19 protein-coding genes and 1 riboswitch are annotated in these 16829 nt (G+C 33.9%); of the genes, 18 read left to right on the top strand and 1 reads right to left on the bottom strand.

All coding sequences use genetic code 11. The features are described 5' to 3' along the window. Positions 1–60: 60 nt before the first annotated feature. The 17 genes from SFA27_RS03075 (at position 61) to SFA27_RS02995 (ending at position 13669) form a co-directional block, all read left to right on the top strand. Positions 61–540, top strand: coding sequence for a hypothetical protein (locus SFA27_RS03075; RefSeq protein ID WP_047379167.1), 480 nt, complete (start codon positions 61–63; stop codon positions 538–540). A gap of 76 nt (positions 541–616) precedes the next feature. Continuing rightward, complete coding sequence (locus SFA27_RS03070; protein WP_407296210.1) at positions 617–1585, top strand: hypothetical protein; 969 nt, start codon at positions 617–619, stop codon at positions 1583–1585. Positions 1586–1635: 50 nt separating this feature from the next. Beyond that, complete coding sequence (locus SFA27_RS03065; protein WP_407296206.1) at positions 1636–2277, top strand: hypothetical protein; 642 nt, start codon at positions 1636–1638, stop codon at positions 2275–2277. Positions 2278–2363: 86 nt separating this feature from the next. Continuing rightward, complete coding sequence (locus SFA27_RS03060) at positions 2364–3116, top strand: hypothetical protein (RefSeq protein ID WP_407296204.1); 753 nt, start codon at positions 2364–2366, stop codon at positions 3114–3116. 1 nt (position 3117) lies between these two features. After that, a complete protein-coding gene (locus tag SFA27_RS03055) occupies positions 3118–3657 on the top strand; it encodes a dihydrofolate reductase family protein (RefSeq protein WP_407296202.1) in 540 nt (179 codons plus the stop codon). A gap of 18 nt (positions 3658–3675) precedes the next feature. Beyond that, positions 3676–4050 carry a VOC family protein gene (locus SFA27_RS03050; protein WP_264516917.1) on the top strand — a complete coding sequence of 125 codons (375 nt, stop codon included), beginning with the start codon at positions 3676–3678 and terminating at the stop codon, positions 4048–4050. Between the two features lie 19 nt (positions 4051–4069). Next, positions 4070–4597: a hypothetical protein gene (locus tag SFA27_RS03045; RefSeq protein ID WP_407296200.1), complete on the top strand. Its 528-nt coding sequence runs from the start codon at positions 4070–4072 to the stop codon at positions 4595–4597. A gap of 13 nt (positions 4598–4610) precedes the next feature. Further along, positions 4611–5279 carry a hypothetical protein gene (locus SFA27_RS03040; RefSeq protein WP_047379173.1) on the top strand — a complete coding sequence of 223 codons (669 nt, stop codon included), beginning with the start codon at positions 4611–4613 and terminating at the stop codon, positions 5277–5279. Positions 5280–5294: 15 nt separating this feature from the next. Then, on the top strand, positions 5295–5822 hold the full coding sequence (locus SFA27_RS03035) for a hypothetical protein (protein WP_407296197.1): 528 nt from the start codon (positions 5295–5297) through the stop codon (positions 5820–5822). 76 nt (positions 5823–5898) lie between these two features. Then, positions 5899–7509, top strand: coding sequence for a serine hydrolase (locus SFA27_RS03030; RefSeq protein WP_407296195.1), 1611 nt, complete (start codon positions 5899–5901; stop codon positions 7507–7509). A 131-nt stretch (positions 7510–7640) separates the two neighbouring features. Beyond that, entirely contained in the window at positions 7641–8024 is a 384-nt protein-coding gene (locus tag SFA27_RS03025; RefSeq protein WP_264516912.1) for a 5-carboxymethyl-2-hydroxymuconate Delta-isomerase, read from the top strand. 33 nt (positions 8025–8057) lie between these two features. Next, on the top strand, positions 8058–8561 hold the full coding sequence (locus tag SFA27_RS03020; protein ID WP_047386154.1) for a DinB family protein: 504 nt from the start codon (positions 8058–8060) through the stop codon (positions 8559–8561). A 58-nt stretch (positions 8562–8619) separates the two neighbouring features. Continuing rightward, positions 8620–9393, top strand: coding sequence for a hypothetical protein (locus SFA27_RS03015; RefSeq protein ID WP_407296193.1), 774 nt, complete (start codon positions 8620–8622; stop codon positions 9391–9393). 487 nt (positions 9394–9880) lie between these two features. Further along, complete coding sequence (locus tag SFA27_RS03010) at positions 9881–11125, top strand: hypothetical protein (protein WP_264516910.1); 1245 nt, start codon at positions 9881–9883, stop codon at positions 11123–11125. A gap of 41 nt (positions 11126–11166) precedes the next feature. Further along, positions 11167–11520 (top strand): DUF2200 domain-containing protein, encoded by a 354-nt coding sequence (locus SFA27_RS03005; protein ID WP_047379188.1) that lies wholly within the window; start codon positions 11167–11169, stop codon positions 11518–11520. Positions 11521–11666: 146 nt separating this feature from the next. Beyond that, a riboswitch (FMN riboswitch) is annotated at positions 11667–11792 on the top strand. 92 nt (positions 11793–11884) lie between these two features. After that, positions 11885–12532 carry a 3,4-dihydroxy-2-butanone-4-phosphate synthase gene (gene ribB, locus SFA27_RS03000; RefSeq protein WP_047379189.1) on the top strand — a complete coding sequence of 216 codons (648 nt, stop codon included), beginning with the start codon at positions 11885–11887 and terminating at the stop codon, positions 12530–12532. A 138-nt stretch (positions 12533–12670) separates the two neighbouring features. Beyond that, the gene (locus SFA27_RS02995) at positions 12671–13669 is read left to right on the top strand and encodes a T9SS type A sorting domain-containing protein (protein ID WP_407296190.1); all 999 of its coding nucleotides are present in this window, start codon (positions 12671–12673) and stop codon (positions 13667–13669) included. Between the two features lie 63 nt (positions 13670–13732). Here the strand turns inward: SFA27_RS02995 and SFA27_RS02990 are convergent, their stop codons facing one another. Further along, complete coding sequence (locus SFA27_RS02990; RefSeq protein ID WP_407296188.1) at positions 13733–15817, bottom strand: TonB-dependent receptor domain-containing protein; 2085 nt, start codon at positions 15815–15817, stop codon at positions 13733–13735. 166 nt (positions 15818–15983) lie between these two features. Here SFA27_RS02990 and SFA27_RS02985 point away from each other — a divergent pair, with 166 nt between their 5' ends. Then, positions 15984–16736 carry a DUF3575 domain-containing protein gene (locus tag SFA27_RS02985; RefSeq protein ID WP_407296185.1) on the top strand — a complete coding sequence of 251 codons (753 nt, stop codon included), beginning with the start codon at positions 15984–15986 and terminating at the stop codon, positions 16734–16736. Positions 16737–16829 lie beyond the last annotated feature (93 nt).

Genomic DNA, 16829 nt, shown 5'->3' with positions numbered 1-16829 from the left:
TTCATTATAATTTCTTTTATTATACTGAGTTGTTCTGAGCATTCACAAAAAACGAAATCAATGGACTTTGGCAGTTTTAAAATTCAGGCTCCAAAAACCTGGAACAAATTAAAAACGGATGCTTACGATAGCAATGCCGGAATCATCGTCACCAAAAATAACGATTCTGTTTTTTATGATTACGGACCTTATTCAAGCTCATTGGAAGAACCTACAGGTGCAATTATTAGCAGAAAAGATTTGAACGAACTTTTAAAAGTAAATCCAGAAGCTGATACTACCGCATTTATAATCCTCAATGAAAATGCAAATCAGGAGGATTTCATCAAAAGTAAAATAGCCTATAAAAAAATTGATGGGTACAAGGCAAAAATATTAGAACCAAAACAAGTTGGAAAAGGGATGACAGGAGTTTATATCGACAGCATTAAGACAGTATCTTTAGGAAAAATCCGTTTCAATTTATACGGAACAAACCTAAAAAAGGAAAATCAGATTGAACTTTTAAAGGCTATTCAGACTTTGCAGTTTAGAAAATAATATCTGCAGCAAAACATTAACATCAGAAAAAATATAAAGCACAATTTTTGTACTTTATGCCCATGAAAAACAACCCATGAAAATAAAAATCCTTCTACTCTTATTATTTATCGTAAACTCAGTCAAAGCACAAGTCACAGAGAAAATAACTATTCCCGGTGGAGTAGTTTATAATTATGCTGATGACAAAATAAATGAAAAAGCAAAAAAACTACTCACCGAAAGCCTTACGAATACGACCAATGATGATCTGTTGGGAGATAACTTAATCATAGGTCCAACGCTTTGGAAAAGGTTTAAAAATTTTGAAAGTTTAAAAAGTATTCCGGATAGTCTAATTTTTCATATTGACGATATGGAGATAGAAGGAAAAATGTCCAAGAACCTAAAGGACTCCAAAAAGATTTGGGATGAAGTAAAAAAAGAAGTTTCCGGAAAATTTCAGATACGAAAAGCCAATGAAGATGAATTGAAATATTACTGGTCAACCATTTCATTTGATATTGAAGAGCCCTTGTTTGTGCTGCAGACCGAAAACCATCTGTATATTTTAAACTCTCTGAAAAAAAATATGAAGTTATTTTGGCTGGATGAAATTCCTAATAAAAATACTTACCATAACCCTATTGACAACGGAACATATAAAACGAATGGTACTTTCAAAACGTATCAAAATGGAAATGAGGTTTATATTACCGATAAAGGAAACAAAGAAACCAAACTTGAAAAAGTAATATTGTTAAGCAGTGATCCTGAATTACAGGCCAACTCTTCGGTGGAGGATATGAAATCTGTTATGGAAAAAACGAACAGAATTTTTGAAAATTTATTTCAGAACTCTAAAAATGAAGGAAAAATAATGGTTCAGTTTGAACTGGGAGAAAAGAAAAACGACATTCAATTTGCCGTTAAAGATGATCTTGATCTGGAAATTATGAAAGAATTTGAAAAGCAGGTAAACAAAGAAAAATATCCCCATTCAAAAAAAGGCACTGTAAAATTCCAACTGATTTATAAAGTCAATTCTTATAATGATACGGAATAAATTTTCACCACTTTTTGTAATTTAGCCCTTGAAAAACTAATAAAACTTTCATGAAACCTTATATTTTATTTTGTTTACTTTTTATTTTTAACATTGCTGTCGGCCAGGAAAAACAATATCAATTCATAAAAAAAGGAGATTTCCCTGAAGGTATTTATATGACCCTTGAAGATGTTTTAAATAAAAAACCGTCTTCCACCGAAGAAGTATATTTCAAAGCCTGTGAAAAATGTGATTCTCTTGATCTGCCGGACAAAGCTTTTTTTTACTTTAAGCAAAAGAATAAAAGAGTTAAATTTCCACTAGCCGTTTCGCATAAAGGAGAAATGTATTTTCAAACCTATAGAAAATACACCAACAAGAAAGACAATGGATATGATCCGGATCAATATTCAAGATTTTGTAAAGTTTTGAATTATGGGAGGTTCATTTATTTTGAAGAAAATATGAAAGGCTTATGGTCGAAAGCATTCTTAGGTACATTAAGTCCTCTTACCTACTCCATCAATGGGAAAACCAAAGGAATTGTTTTAGATTTAGATAACAAGGAATTTAATATCCTGCAAGATTGTGATGATTTGAATGATTTCCTATCCAAACATGATATTCCGGAAATTCAATGTAATTCAGAAACTTATACCATTGGAGATTTGAGAGCAAAAATTGAAGAAATCAATCTGCCATACCGTTAATCTGTCTTTCCGGTTTACATTGACAATATATTTAAAACCGTTCCGTTGTAAGAACGGTTTTACTATTTTATAAAAACTTTTAACTGATGAAAAAATATATAGCACTTTATTTTGTTCTTCTTTCCTGTTTTTTATGGTCACAAAACATAAAATATCCCAATTATAGCTACAAAGAAGATGTAAATAATATCAATATTATGAGGACAGATGATATTTTTCTTTTTGATTACAAAGAAATTCAGTACATCGGTCCCTTAGTTAAAAACATTTCAATTGAATATGTTGAAAATGACCAACACAATAAACTATTGTCTCAGAACTATAGATCTGAAAACTTTGAAGCCCTCAATGATGAATTTAAGAAACGACAATATGATGACCTTCATATCTTTGTAGATACCTCACAGATGACACCACTTACCAGAATCAATTTTGATACTACCAAAATAAAATTGGCTGAATATTATGCAAAAATAGATAGTCTGAATGCCGGCTTTGAACTTTCGGAAAAGATTCCCGAAATTGTCAATTATTACGATGGATTTCCTGTTACCCTCTATAACGCAGAAAAAAAAGAACGGGTAATTGGTTTTGGTAATAATGTCGCTTTGGAATTGGAAGGTTTAGATAATGAGCATCAATGGAAAAAAATACATGGTTATAGGAAATACCCTTGTTCAATGGGTATTCAGTATTTCGTTTTAAAACCACAAGAAATTGCCACTGTATTTGTCCTTAGATTGAGTGGTAATTTTAAAACAAAATTCAGATATAGACTGGGAAATACCATTTCAAATGAATTTGAAGGCAGTATCAATGACAAATATTTTAATGATTAAAATGAAAAAAGTAATATTAGATCTGGCCACTACTTTAGATGGATTTATTGAAGGGCCCAATGGAGAAATTGATTGGTGTATCATGGATGATGATATGGATTTTGACGGGTTTCTGGCAGGGATAGACTCTATTTTTTACGGGAGAGTAAGCTATGATGCATGGGGAAATTATCAGCCGGAAGAAAATGCAGGTCCGGAAGAACAAAAACTCTGGGAAGCGGTACATTCAAAAAATAAATTTGTGTTTTCCAGTCAAAACAGAGAAGATGAAAATGCAGTGTTTATAAGTTCTGACATTGTGGAAAAAGTGTCTGAAATAAAAAAACAGGGTGGAAAAGATATCTGGCTGTATGGAGGTGCAAGCCTTATTAAAACATTTATCCAGCATAACCTGATTGATACCTACAGAATTTCTGTTCATCCGGTTGCTTTAGGAAAAGGCAAACCTCTTTTTGAAGATGTAAAGGAAAGATTAAATTTAAAACTGGTAGCCACTAATGTTTTTAAATCCGGTGTGGTACAACTTATTTACGAAGCTTAATCTTAAAACAGTCAGGACATGAATGCCCAGCTTGAAACTATTATTCTGTATGTAAAAAATGTGCAGCTGCTTAGGAACTTCTATGTGGATTATTTTAATCTGAAAGTGATTGAGGAAGATCCAGGCTGGGTGTTGCTTGATGCCGGAGGTGCCCATATCGGATTACATAAAATAGGAGATCAGTATCTTGAAAAAATAGAAGCCGGATATCTCTTCGACAACAATACCAAACTCGTTTTTGAAATTGACATTGATATAGAATCTGCAAGAAATGAACTGGTCTCAAAAAACATTCCGATGAGAGAGATCAAAACTTTTGAGAACTACCCTTTCTGGCTCTGTGACGGAACTGATCCGGAAGGAAATGTTTTTCAATTAAAAAGCAAAAAATAAAACGAACTAATCTACAACCATGAAAAAAATAATTGCCGTCACCTGTCTTGTCTTAATTCTGACCCTTTATAACTATCCTATTTTTGACGACAAAAAAATTACATTTGCTGTTATTTTTCTGTGCTTTGCTGTTATTATATTTTCGATAGCAAAACTTTATTCTCCCGTTGAAAAAGAGGATTATGATTCGGTTGAAAAAGAAATGGACAGACTGCATGATGATGACGGGATCTTTCAATACACACACGAAGGGTTTTATTTTAAACAAAAAAATATAACAGAGTTTATAAAATGGGATGAAATTACTACAGTAAACAGATTCACATTCCCCATAAAGCCTTATGGCGGACAGTCGGGACTGGAAGTTATTACTGAGCAAAAAAATTATGAATTTAATGATAAAACTACCTCTGGAATTTTAAAATTAACAGATCAGATTTATGATAATCTTCCAAACTGTAAAATAGATTCACCAACAGTCAGAGTTAATAATTTCGGTCTTGAGAAGACAAAGTTGTATGAAAAAAAATATTTAAATTTTAAATAAGCCTGCCAATATCATGAAACTCTCATTTATACTCATTCTATTTTTTTTCTTAAGTTGGGTTGACGGACAAAAATGTAATTGTTTAAAAAAAACTGAGTTAAAAAATTTAATATCCTGTCAGCCAACTCAATTTCAAAATGGAGCCAGGATATATTGGGAATATGACTGTAATACTTCATGGATAACTTTTCAAAAAGGGAATATTAAAAAGAAAATATTTGAACTTGAAAAAGAATTCATTGAATTGACCGGAAGACTAGGATATAGAAGTTGGACAGAATATAAAACTTCGTTTCTTATTGAAAATAGTCTTGTATCAGGATGCTGCCAACCTGCAGAATATATTTTGTATAATAAAAATACCGGAAAAAAAATAACATCGCTTGGTACCATTATTTCTATCAACGATAAAAAAGATCATCCTTATATCATAACCCTAATACAAAATAACAAACTATTATATACCAATCTAAATAATAATAAATCCTGCACAATAAAAGTACCACAGGATAAAATTAAAAGCACCTTAAAAAATACTAATGAACTTTATCCTGAAAATTTATTTGAAAATGCAGGAATCAAAAATGAAGTCTTAACCATCCGTTTAAGATATAAAGAATCAAATAATACAGCTTGGAAAATCAAGACAATAACATTGAATACAAAAATAGGTAGTAAATAAAATATACATTTAATAATGCCATTAATCATTACTATAAAAAATAAAACCAATTGGGCAGTAACGCTTATATTGGGGCTAGGATTATTCATACTCTCTTTTATTATTCTGATTATTATTCCCCTCATGAGCATTCAGGAGGAAGGGGTTTATATTGTTTTAAACTATATTTCAACCGTCATTCCTTTTATCGCTTTTTTCATCCTATTCCTGTATATCTGGCTGTGGAATACCTTTGGAAAAACAATTCTCACTATTGAACCCGAACAAATAACAGTCCGATATAAAAACAAGTTGTTTACAAGCCCCAGAGTCTATCTGAAGAAGGAAATTGATGAGGTTCAGATAAAAGACTTCCAGGTAGAAAAGTATAAATTCGGTGTCCGCTATCATTTTTCAATAAGTGGTTCAACCTATTCTGTTGTTTTTATACAAAATGGTAACGAAATCAGAATTGTAAACTGGATCACTATAACTAAAGCTTACGAAATAACTGATGAAATAAAAAAATGTGGTATTAAAATACAAGATATGCTTTATGGGTAAATTGACCATTAACAAAAATTTTTGAAATTTCATGTAATATTACAACACCTAAAAGTGTCTTATTTAAAAAAAATAAATGAAATCTATTGTAGCGTGCCTTATTTTATTACTTGCAGCCACTCCTCTTTTTTCTCAGAGAACCCAGCAGCTGGAACAATTATTCTCAACGTATGAAAAAGCCGGCCTTTTCAGCGGTTCTGTCCTGATTGCTGAAAAAGGAAAGATTATTTTTGAAAAAAGCTACGGCTACAGAAATGCTCCAAAGAAAGAGAAAAATACCAATAACAGCCTTTACAGGGTTTTCTCTACCACAAAGATGTTCACCACAACAATTATTCTTCAACTGGAAGAACAGGGAAAATTATCTTTGAATGACAAACTTTCAAAATATTATCCTGACTTTCCGAAAGGTGACAGCATTACCATTGCTCATCTGCTTTCTCACACTTCAGGAATTCCCAATGATACAAACTCAGAGTATACTGTAGATGAAGAGACATTTTTAAAGTATATTTCTGCAAAGCCTTTGAATTTTTCCCCGGGTAAAGATTGGGATTACTCCAATTCCGGGTATTATATTCTCGGTTATATTATTAAAAAAGTAACAGGTCTGAATTATGATAAAGTTATAGAAAACAATATATTAAAGCCGCTGAAAATGAATAACAGTGGATTCAATTTCAATAATGTTACCGATGAAAATAAAGCATTGGGATATGAATTTTTATCAGATAATAATTCTAACGAAGCATTGCGTTTCAAAACCGACCATCCTTTTGGTGCAGGAGCTATGTATTCTACGGTGGAAGATCTTTTTAAATTTAATGAAGCACTCAAGAATTATACTATTCTGAAAAAAGAAACGATAGATAAAGCTTTTACACCTTACCTTAAAGATCATTATGGATTAGGGTTTCAGATTTCTACTGTTTTTGACAAAAAACGGGTAGGCCATGATGGTGGCGGGCCGGGTTACAGAAGCAGATATTACAGAATCCTGGAAGATGATATTTGTCTGATTGTAATTTCAAATTCAGAATTATCGCACACTGATTTTATTACTCCGCTGGTAGAAAAGATACTGTACAATAAACCTTACAGCATTCCGGCAATTGCAAAAGTGAGTGCGGACGATTTAAAAAAACTGGAAGGAGTTTATTCTACTGAAAAATCAAACTTCTATATAAAAAGTGTTGACGGACAACTAATTTTCAAAGAAGGTAGTTATCCCAGAAACGCCTTGTTACCAAAAAGCAAGACATCATTTCAACTGGATGAAAAATTTTCCTGCACATTTAAACCTGATCAAAACGGTAAAATAGATACTGTTGTCATTCAGTTTTGGGACGGAACTGTGAAAACAGCTAAAAAACAAACACAAAATCTTACCTGGGGAATCATTGGAAATGCAACTCCTAACGGCTGGGATGGAAAAGATATTCCACTGCAGACAGATCCTAAAGCCCCGAATATTTATTTTCTTAAAAAATATAAACTTAATAAAGGTAATTTAAAATTCAGGTTTAATAATGATTGGGGATACAGCCTCGGACTGAATAATGATAATAAAAGTATTGCCTTTGATGCCTATGATTTCTCAATCAATGAAGATGGGCTTTATGATATTATTCTCGATATGACCAATATTGTAAAACCACAATACAGTATCAAAAAATCAGTTCAATAAAACTGCGAATTACAAAGTAAAAAACACCTGTTTTCCAACCACATTGTTTTCAGTGTGGTTTTTATTTTGAATATCCGTTGATTTTTTTATTATTTTTATCTTACTCAAAATCAACCCACAAAATATAATCTATGCCTCATTTCATTATAGATTGTTCACAGGATATTCTTCAGCTGAGAACATCTGAAGAATTAATGGATGCCGTTTATGAAACAGCTGACGCAGCAGGTTTGTTTGCACCCAATGATATCAAAGTGAGGCTTCAGCCCTATCAGTATTACAGATTAGGTACAGGTAAGAAAAATTTTCTGCATGTCTTCGGATATATTATGCAGGGACGTAATACGGAACAAAAAGCCCATCTTTCAAAACAGATTAGTATGAGGCTTTCAGAATTACTCCCTGACATTTCTTTTCTTTCTGTAAACATCAGTGATTTTGAAGCAGCAACATACAGTAACAAAGCACTCATTAATCCTGAAAATACGGATAACGACCGGCATTTCGGATTATAATACCTTATTTTAAACCAACTAAATACTAATATTATGAGCTTAAAAGCATTAGTCAACAAAAGTGTACAGTACAACAACTGGGTAGTCAACAAATACATCGACTGGTTATCCACAAAGTCTGACGAGCAGCTTAATCAGGAAACAATTTCAAGTTTTCCGACAATCTTAAAAACCTTACATCATATCTGGCAGACCCAGGAATACTGGTGGAGTCATATTTCTGAAAAAAATGATTTTGATTTTACTAAAACTACAGAAACTACAGACAAGGAAGATGTTTTCAATGCTATTAAAAACAATTCACAAAAACTGGTAGATTATGTGGAAAGTCTCTCTGAAGATGATCTTTCAAAGAATGTAAAGATAGAATCCCAATGGTTTCAGTGTGATTTTTCAAAATATGAATACATTCAGCATGCCATTCTTCACGGGACTTATCACAGAGGGCAAATCGTAACTATGGGGCGAAATATCGGAATAACAGACGCTCCTATGACCGATTTTAACTTCTGGAATATTTATAAAGACAAGCAGTAAAAGGTATATCTTTTCTATCACTTAAAAAGATAGTAATTTATAGTTTGACCTCATCATTATGACCACTAAAACCATAAAACTCGATTTATTTCAGGAGAACATCAAATACCTTTCAACTAATGAGCTCGGGAATTTTATTGCCATAACCTCTAGGAACAAAATTGTAATCTCCGGCACAGAAACGCCATTAGAATTAGGAGTTGATATCTTAATGGCTAAAATCATTAATGAAGAAAAAATTTTAATTGTACTTCATCGTCCAACCTCAATAGAAAATGCTTTAATTATTGACTATACAGGAAAACCCTATGTAAAATTTAATATTGGTACTTCAATTAATGACATTAAGATAAATGGCAAAAAAATAATAGTATCGTATTTTGATGAAGGTGTTTTAAGAGGCGATAAACCTGACTGTGATGCATTAGCAGTATTTAATCTTAATGGGGAACATGTTTTTGGTTTTAACTCAAGTAATTTACAAGACCAACTTATCGATTGCTATTGTGTTGCCAATTTGGGAAATGGAAAAATAGTTTTTAATGGTTATGGAAATTTTCTGTTGCAGGAGTTGGATGTAAACAACTTTAATCTTGTCAGCTATAAAATTCCACCTGTATGCATAGGTTCTCAATCTGTATCTACCAATGCTGGAAATATTATATTTCATTCAACCTATAAAGACAAAACAAGTTTTTTTATTTGGAACCTTCAATCAGATGAATTCTACCAAATGCATTCGGAATTTAAAAACCTTCAGTCTACCGAGAATGGAATATTCTACCAAGTCAACAAAAAATCATTTACTATCATTAACCCATTAGAATTATAAATTTTGTGGATAAGTATGAGATACAATTTCAGAACACCAACAAATATCCAATTAAATAATTGATTTTAAAATAATTAAATCAAAAACAAACAGTTGTCCACATCTTTAAATATTTGTGGATAACTTTTCAACACTCCATTTACATCTGTGGATAAAGTATGGATAAGTTTTCAGCCCATTAAAAAAAGTACATATAATATATTAAAATTCAATAATTTAAAATAATATTGAATTTTTGAAAAATTTTTAAAATAAAAAATCATGTGGATAAGTTCTGTGGATAACTTATCCACATTTTTTTTAACCTTATTACTCAGCAAGTATTCGCAGACATTATTTAAAACTAATTCTTGAGGTTATCCACAAAAATAAACAACTCCAATTACCAGGATTGTTTTTTATCTTATAAGAATCATTAGATTTTTTGTAAGTTAGTTGATAAGGAATACAACCTCATTTTCAATAAAATTTTAAAATAAAAAGTTCAATGTACAACACTACAATCCAAAAAGAATGGTTCTCAGAAGGGGAACGCTATGCAAAAGAAATCAATGAAATGGTTGAGTTTGGTGAAAAAAACGGCTGGGAAAACTGGAAAGGTGAAGAACCCGAAGATAAAAGAGGAAATATAGCCCGCGAAGTTTTTGAACTGCTTAAAACAGCTAACAAGAACAAAGACACAGAAAATTTCAGGGAACATTTCCCTCCTGCCCATGCTCCTATCATTTCTTTAATGGAAAATAAGGCTCAGAATATTGAACATATGCACTTTATCTCTGATGAAAAAATTGTTTTCATGACAGGCACTTCATATGAAAAAAGACAGGCTTATATTCTTGATAAAGATATTACCACAAAACTTGATGAAAACATCCGCGCCATTGGAAAATCCAAACGGGGAAACATTTTCGCCATTGCAGACTCTCATAAAATATCTTTATATAAAGGTTGGAACGGAGACCTCATCAATGAATTTGAACTGGATGAAAACCCAGATTTTGGGATTACTGATATGTATCCTTTCAATGATGGAAACAAAATAGTAATTGTTTCCTCAGACGGAATTTTTCTGGTTTCAAATACTGAAAAAAAACTCATTCATCCCATTAATGAGGACAATGAAGAAGACTGGAGCTCTCAGATTGATATGGAAAATGCATCATTATCCAACGACAATTCTTATATCGTGGTTGGAGATCAGTGTTATGATCACAGAATATTAGATCATGAGGGCAATACAGTAGGATCTATAGGACCTCAATCATCTTACCCACATTTTTGTCTTTTTGCAAAGGATGACAGCCAGCTGATTACAAACTCCTGCCATTTTTATAACGGAATTACCATAGGAATTAATGCTGATCAATATGTAGGAGCTGATATTGAAGCATATACAGAAAGTGAAGATTTTACTTTCATTGATGAGGAGATGAGAGTCTATGAAGGTGTTGCCATAAAAGATAACTACATCCTTGGAGACGCCTACGGTTATATCAAAGCCTTTGATAAAAAGGGAAATCAGCTGTGGAAACACTTCCTGGGTTCTACCATTACAGGAATAGCACTTTCTGATGACGAAGAAACCCTATGGGTAGCCGCACATTCAGGTATTTTACACAAATTAAAACTGGGAAAAGGAAATAGAGATACCCACACCATCGGAAATGGAAAGCATTATGAAGAATTCAGATTACTGGTCTGGAAAGATGAGCCTCAGATCTGGAAGTGGTAATTAAAACTTGCATCTGGGCATTAATTAATAACAATAAATTCATGCAGAATACCAAAATTTTCACAACGGCTTTCGCCAGTGTTTATCCCCATTATATTCAAAAAGCAGAAAAGAAGGGTCGTACAAAATCAGAAGTTCATGAAATCATCTGCTGGCTGACAGGTTATGATGAAAAAGGCCTGCAGGAACAGATTGATAAAAGGAATGATTTTATTGCTTTTTTTGATCAGGCTCCTCAAATGAATCCTAATGTCTCATTGATTAAGGGCGTCATTTGTGGATATCGTGTGGAAGAAATAGAGGATGAACTCATGCGAAATATCCGCTATATGGATAAACTGATTGATGAGCTGGCAAAGGGAAAGAAGATGGAGAAAATTTTGAGAACTATATAAAGCTTTTAATAATCCTTTTTAAAGGATATAAATCTGAAAAAATTCTTCCCCATTTCAAAAAACTTCCCGAAATTAGCAGTCTGTGCGTTAAATACTATTCAATGAAATAAAAATTTAAATTACAACATACAGCAAAACTTAGTATAAGTTTTCTTCGGGGCAGGGTGAAATTCCCTACCGGCGGTTACAGTCCGCGACTCCTTTCTTACGAAGGGACTGATCTGGTGAAATTCCGGAACCGACAGTTAAAGTCTGGATGGGAGAAGAAAATGAGATGACCAATAAGATTCCTTATGGACTCTTGTTGCGTTGTATTTCATTTCCATGTACCGAAGACTATTTTAACTTTAAAAAGTAAAATAACATGGAAAAATTATTAGAACAATTCGGAGCAACCTCCAAAGAACGTGTAGAAAAAGCACTTCAAACACTACAAAAGGGAAAAGGTATTCTTCTGGTAGACGATGAAAACCGTGAAAATGAAGGAGATATCATCTTCCCCGCTTCCACTATTACAGAACAGGATATGGCACTTCTGATCCGCGAATGCAGCGGTATCGTCTGCTTATGTATTTCTGAGGAAAAAAGCCATCACCTCAACCTTCGTCCGATGGTAGAAAACAACAATTCAAAAAATCAGACCGCATTTACCATTTCCATTGAAGCCAGAGAAGGTGTGGAATCAGGTGTTTCTGCAAAAGATCGTGTAACAACGATCAGAACTGCTGTGGCAGCAGGTGCTCAGGCAGAGCATATTGCAAGCCCCGGCCATGTTTTCCCCCTGATTGCCAGAAAAGACGGTGTATTTGAAAGACGCGGCCATACCGAAGGCAGTGTAGATCTTGTAAAAATGGCCAATCTGGGTGATGATGCTGTACTTTGTGAACTGACAAATGAGGACGGTTCTATGGCAAGACTTCCTGAAATTGTAGACTTTGCTATCAAAAAAGGGATGAGCGTCGTGACTATCGAAGACATTTATACTTACCGAAAAATGGTAATGAGCAATTAGACTTAAACATTTTTAACGCACAGAGCCGCCTGCTGATATGATCAGCAGGCGTTTTTATTAAAAATTTAATTAAAAACAAATAAAATTATCATTTCAATACTATTTTTTAATTATTTTTAACAAAAAAAATTCTTGACTATGAAAAAATCTTTACTCCTTTTATTAGGAGCTTCCGCAATGTTTTCTGCGCAGATTACGCTTACAAAAGCAGCCAATGACCCTATTTCTGGAAACGTTGTCAATTACAACCATGTAACGGGAGTCGTAAACAACACCGCAACAGGAGCCAACGCTACATTTTCAAACGGAGGTCTTACAATGGGAGTTTCTTCAGTAACAACTTATTCTACTCCTTCTTCTACTGAAATAGCCACTTTTCCAGGTTCCACTATCAAAATGGTAGATGGGGCAACAACTGTTTATTACAAAGCTTCTGCTACTAAACTGGAAATCACGGGAATTGTAAATCCACAAGCCACTTTAAACTTTAGTGTTGACAATGGTACTTACATTAGTTACCCACTAACTTATGGACCTGCCCAAAATGACACTGCCAAAGGAACTTTCTCTTCGTCTTCTGCCAACGGATTGTTCAGCGGTACAATGTCTGCCATTGCTGATGCATATGGAACCTTAATTATAGGTAATCAAACGTACAGCAATGTTCTTAGAGTAAAATATACACAGAACTTTAATCTATATGCATCTTTTGATGTTATTTATGCTAACCCTATCGGAACTGCTACCAATACAGCCTATGCTTATTACGATGCATCTCACAGATATGCTCTGCTAAATGCTACCAGCGGAAATATCAGTGTTCCATTGTTGAGTATTAACCAGACGGTAGCTACTGCATTGGCTTTAAACGAAACATTCCTGGCTACCAGCAACGCTGTAAAGAAAGAGAATCTGGTTGTTTATCCTAATCCTGCACAGGATTTTATCGGTTTCAAAGGAAATACTGATAATTATTCCAAAGCAAACATCTATAGTCTGGATGGAAAGCTGGTTAAAACATCAGATGTAAAATCCGGAAATATTCAAATCTCAGATCTTCCGCCAGCGTCTTATTTCATAGAGATCAGTGGAAAAAATGCTACAGACATCAAGAATACAAAATTCATCAAGAAATAATAAAAGTAAAATCCCCGCTCCTACAAGTGAGCGGGGATTTCTTATTAACATTCAAAATTGCATTTAAAAAGTAGCTGCAGGAGCTGTTTCGTTATTTAGCTTTCGCTGAATCTCTGTCTTTTTCCCTTTAGAGAAGTCATAGCTCAGTCCTAATACAAACATTGACTTATTATTCATAATCTGAGTATGAACTTTATAATCAACTAAGCTTTCCGGTAAACTTTTCGTTTTGTACTCTGAAGGCATTCCTATCCAGTACATTCCCGTAGAAAACGTCCAGTTTTTGCGTTTATAGCTTACAAAAATATTATTCTGATTTTCGTTCGTGTTCAGGAAAGCACCGCTAAGACTATACACCGGAATATTGAACTGATACTGAATTGAGAAAGATTTATATTCTGAGGAAAGCGAAAAATAATTTCCTAAATAATCATTTTTGATCAAAGCACCTGTACTTGTTCTTACAGTTTCCGAAGTGGGTGTAATTACTGCTTTTACAACAAGTAAATTATTCCCGAAAGGTTTATAGGATCCTGTAAGCTGTACTCCGTACCGCTGTCCGTTTTTCCCGTTTTCATAAGTCAGTGCATAACCTCCCAATATATCATCCTGAACATAATACTGATTGATTACCCTGTTGGTATACCGATAAAACAAACCTGCATTAAAATCAAAATACTTGTTATTAAAAGAATAGGTCAGGTTGTTAGAAAATATCTGCTGAGATTCTAAAAAGGGATTTCCCCTTTGTACAATATTAGGAGCCAGCTGCACAACGTTACTACTCAAAGCATTACTCCATGGACTTACCGGATTATAACTTGCTGTAAAACGAAGGTTCTGATTGTTTTTAATTTGATAAGCTAAAATAACCTTCGGAGTAAAAGTCCATTCATCAAAGGTATTCTCTGCGCTTTTGTTATGAATATTCGTAAGACCCGCTCCGATGCGGTAACTGAATTTATCAACTTTTCCAGCAAATTCGGTATAAAAATACTGTTCCAGATAATTGACACTGTATTGAGAATATCCGGCAAGGTTATTCAGATCATTGGAAATAGAAGACCTTGAAATACGATATCCTGATGAAAGTTTTCCTACTTTAAAATCATGTGTATGGGCAAGTTCTCCTACCAGACTCGTTTGCTTTGCCTTTAAAACCATATCATTATCATATACCGAAAGTCCTGACCCCACAATCCACTCCTTTGCTGTTTCTGAAGTATTGGTAGTATAATGAGAACCTACTACATTAATGCTTAGCTCATCTTTTTCACCAATCTTTTTGGAGTAATAAAGATCCAGCTTAGGAATCACATAATCCGAACCATTATTTTTAAACATCGCATGTTCTTCCTTCAGATCATCTTCACTAAAGGTACTCTGCCCTACTCCTTTTGAAAATCTGCTGAAAATATCCATATTCAGTTTGGCCTGAAAAGCATAATTATCAGGAACAAGTCTTGTATAGCGTAAAGCAACATTCTGGAAAGTGTACCCGAAATGATCTTTCCTGTTTTCATCAGAACGGTAATGTTTTCCGTTCAGCTGGTAATCATAGATACTGTTTACTCTTCGGTCATCATAATCCCTCAGATTAAGGGAATATTCAAGTCCGAAATTATTTTTCCCTTTGGTATAATTAGCATAAGCAGATCCATTCACAAATCCTGTATTCAGGGCTGTAGAAACATCAGCACCAAAAACATAACCTGTTTCTGTAGATCTCGTCAGAATATTCACTACAGTATCTGCCCTTGTGGCCCATCTTGCCGGCGGAATATCATAATACTCAACTTTCACTACCTCGCTGGGTGCTACACTTCGGATCTGCATATCTGTAGCTTCAATCCCGTTGATAAGAAATAGTGTAGTTCCTCCTTTCGTACTGGTAATGGTATTCGATACCGGATCCAGCTGTAATTCCGGAAGGGTACGAAGCAGATCTTTAGCATAGCGTGCTCGTTCCAATGCCTCCTTATCAAAAGTATAAACAGCTTTATCTGCAAACTGTTTTTTACGTTGTGATTTTAAAATAACTTCCTGAATATCTTTTGTTGCTGCAACATCGGCTGTATCGTTTTTCTTCTCCTGGGCAAAAGCAAAAACTCCGCAAAGAAAGAATATGGTATAAATAGTTTTTTTCATATCAAAAGATGAATTATACTGTTAGGACAATCAATCCCCGCTGTATATTACATTGACTGTTGTTAACATTAAAGATTTATCAATAATTTTTCTTTAAATTTTTATTATTATGTTAAATACAGCCCGCTTTTTGCTGGTACTTTTTAACATCACAAAATATAAAGTCATGAAAAAAGCATTCATATTAATTCCGTGCTTTCTTTTTTCAGCATTGGGAGCTCAGGAAAATCAAAACAGCTCAGCAGAAAAGATGAATATCATCAAGACCAATGTCACAGCTTATGCTTTCAGAAATATTAACCTGTCTTACGAGCGGGTCATCAACCAGTGGCTTTCAGTGAACATCGGTTTCGGAATGATGCCGGAAGGAAAAGTGCCATTCATCAATGCCTTTCTGAAAGATGAAGATGAGAAAAGATTCCAGAATCTTAGAGTAAAAGCCACTAATTTTACCATAGAACCCAGATTTTATATTGGTAAAGGCTATGGAAAAGGATTTTATTTTGCCCCTTATTATCGGTATTCAAGTGTTACATCCAATACTTTTGATTTTTATTATGATTACAATGGTCCTAATGCAATGACCTATCAAATCCCTCTTCGAGGCCAGGGAGATACCAATGGAAACAGCGGAGGTCTGATGGTCGGAGTACAATTCTTTTTAACAAGAAGCCAGAATCTTGTACTGGATTTTTGGATTGCAGGAGCACATTACGGAAGTGGAAAAGGTGATTTTACCATGACCTCAGATTATGTATTGACTCCTGACATGCAGGCACAGCTTAAAAAAGAAATTGAAGACCTTGATATTCCTTTTGTGAAGTATACGGTAGAAACCAATGCCAGTGGTGCCAGAATAAAAGTGGACGGTCCCTGGGCGGGCTTCAGAAGCGGGCTTTCCATTGGATATAGATTTTAAAAAATCATTCTTACCTATTATTCAACCGTTCTTTTTCAGAGCGGTTTATTTTTTCTGAAATTTGTATCTTGGAAGTCTAAAACTTGTCTGAAA

It is taken from the genome of Chryseobacterium sp. HR92 (assembly GCF_045689405.1).
GTDB lineage: Bacteria > Bacteroidota > Bacteroidia > Flavobacteriales > Weeksellaceae > Chryseobacterium > Chryseobacterium viscerum_A.
The sequence above is the reverse complement of the archived record's forward strand: the minus strand, read 5'-3'. Positions and strand labels throughout refer to the sequence as shown.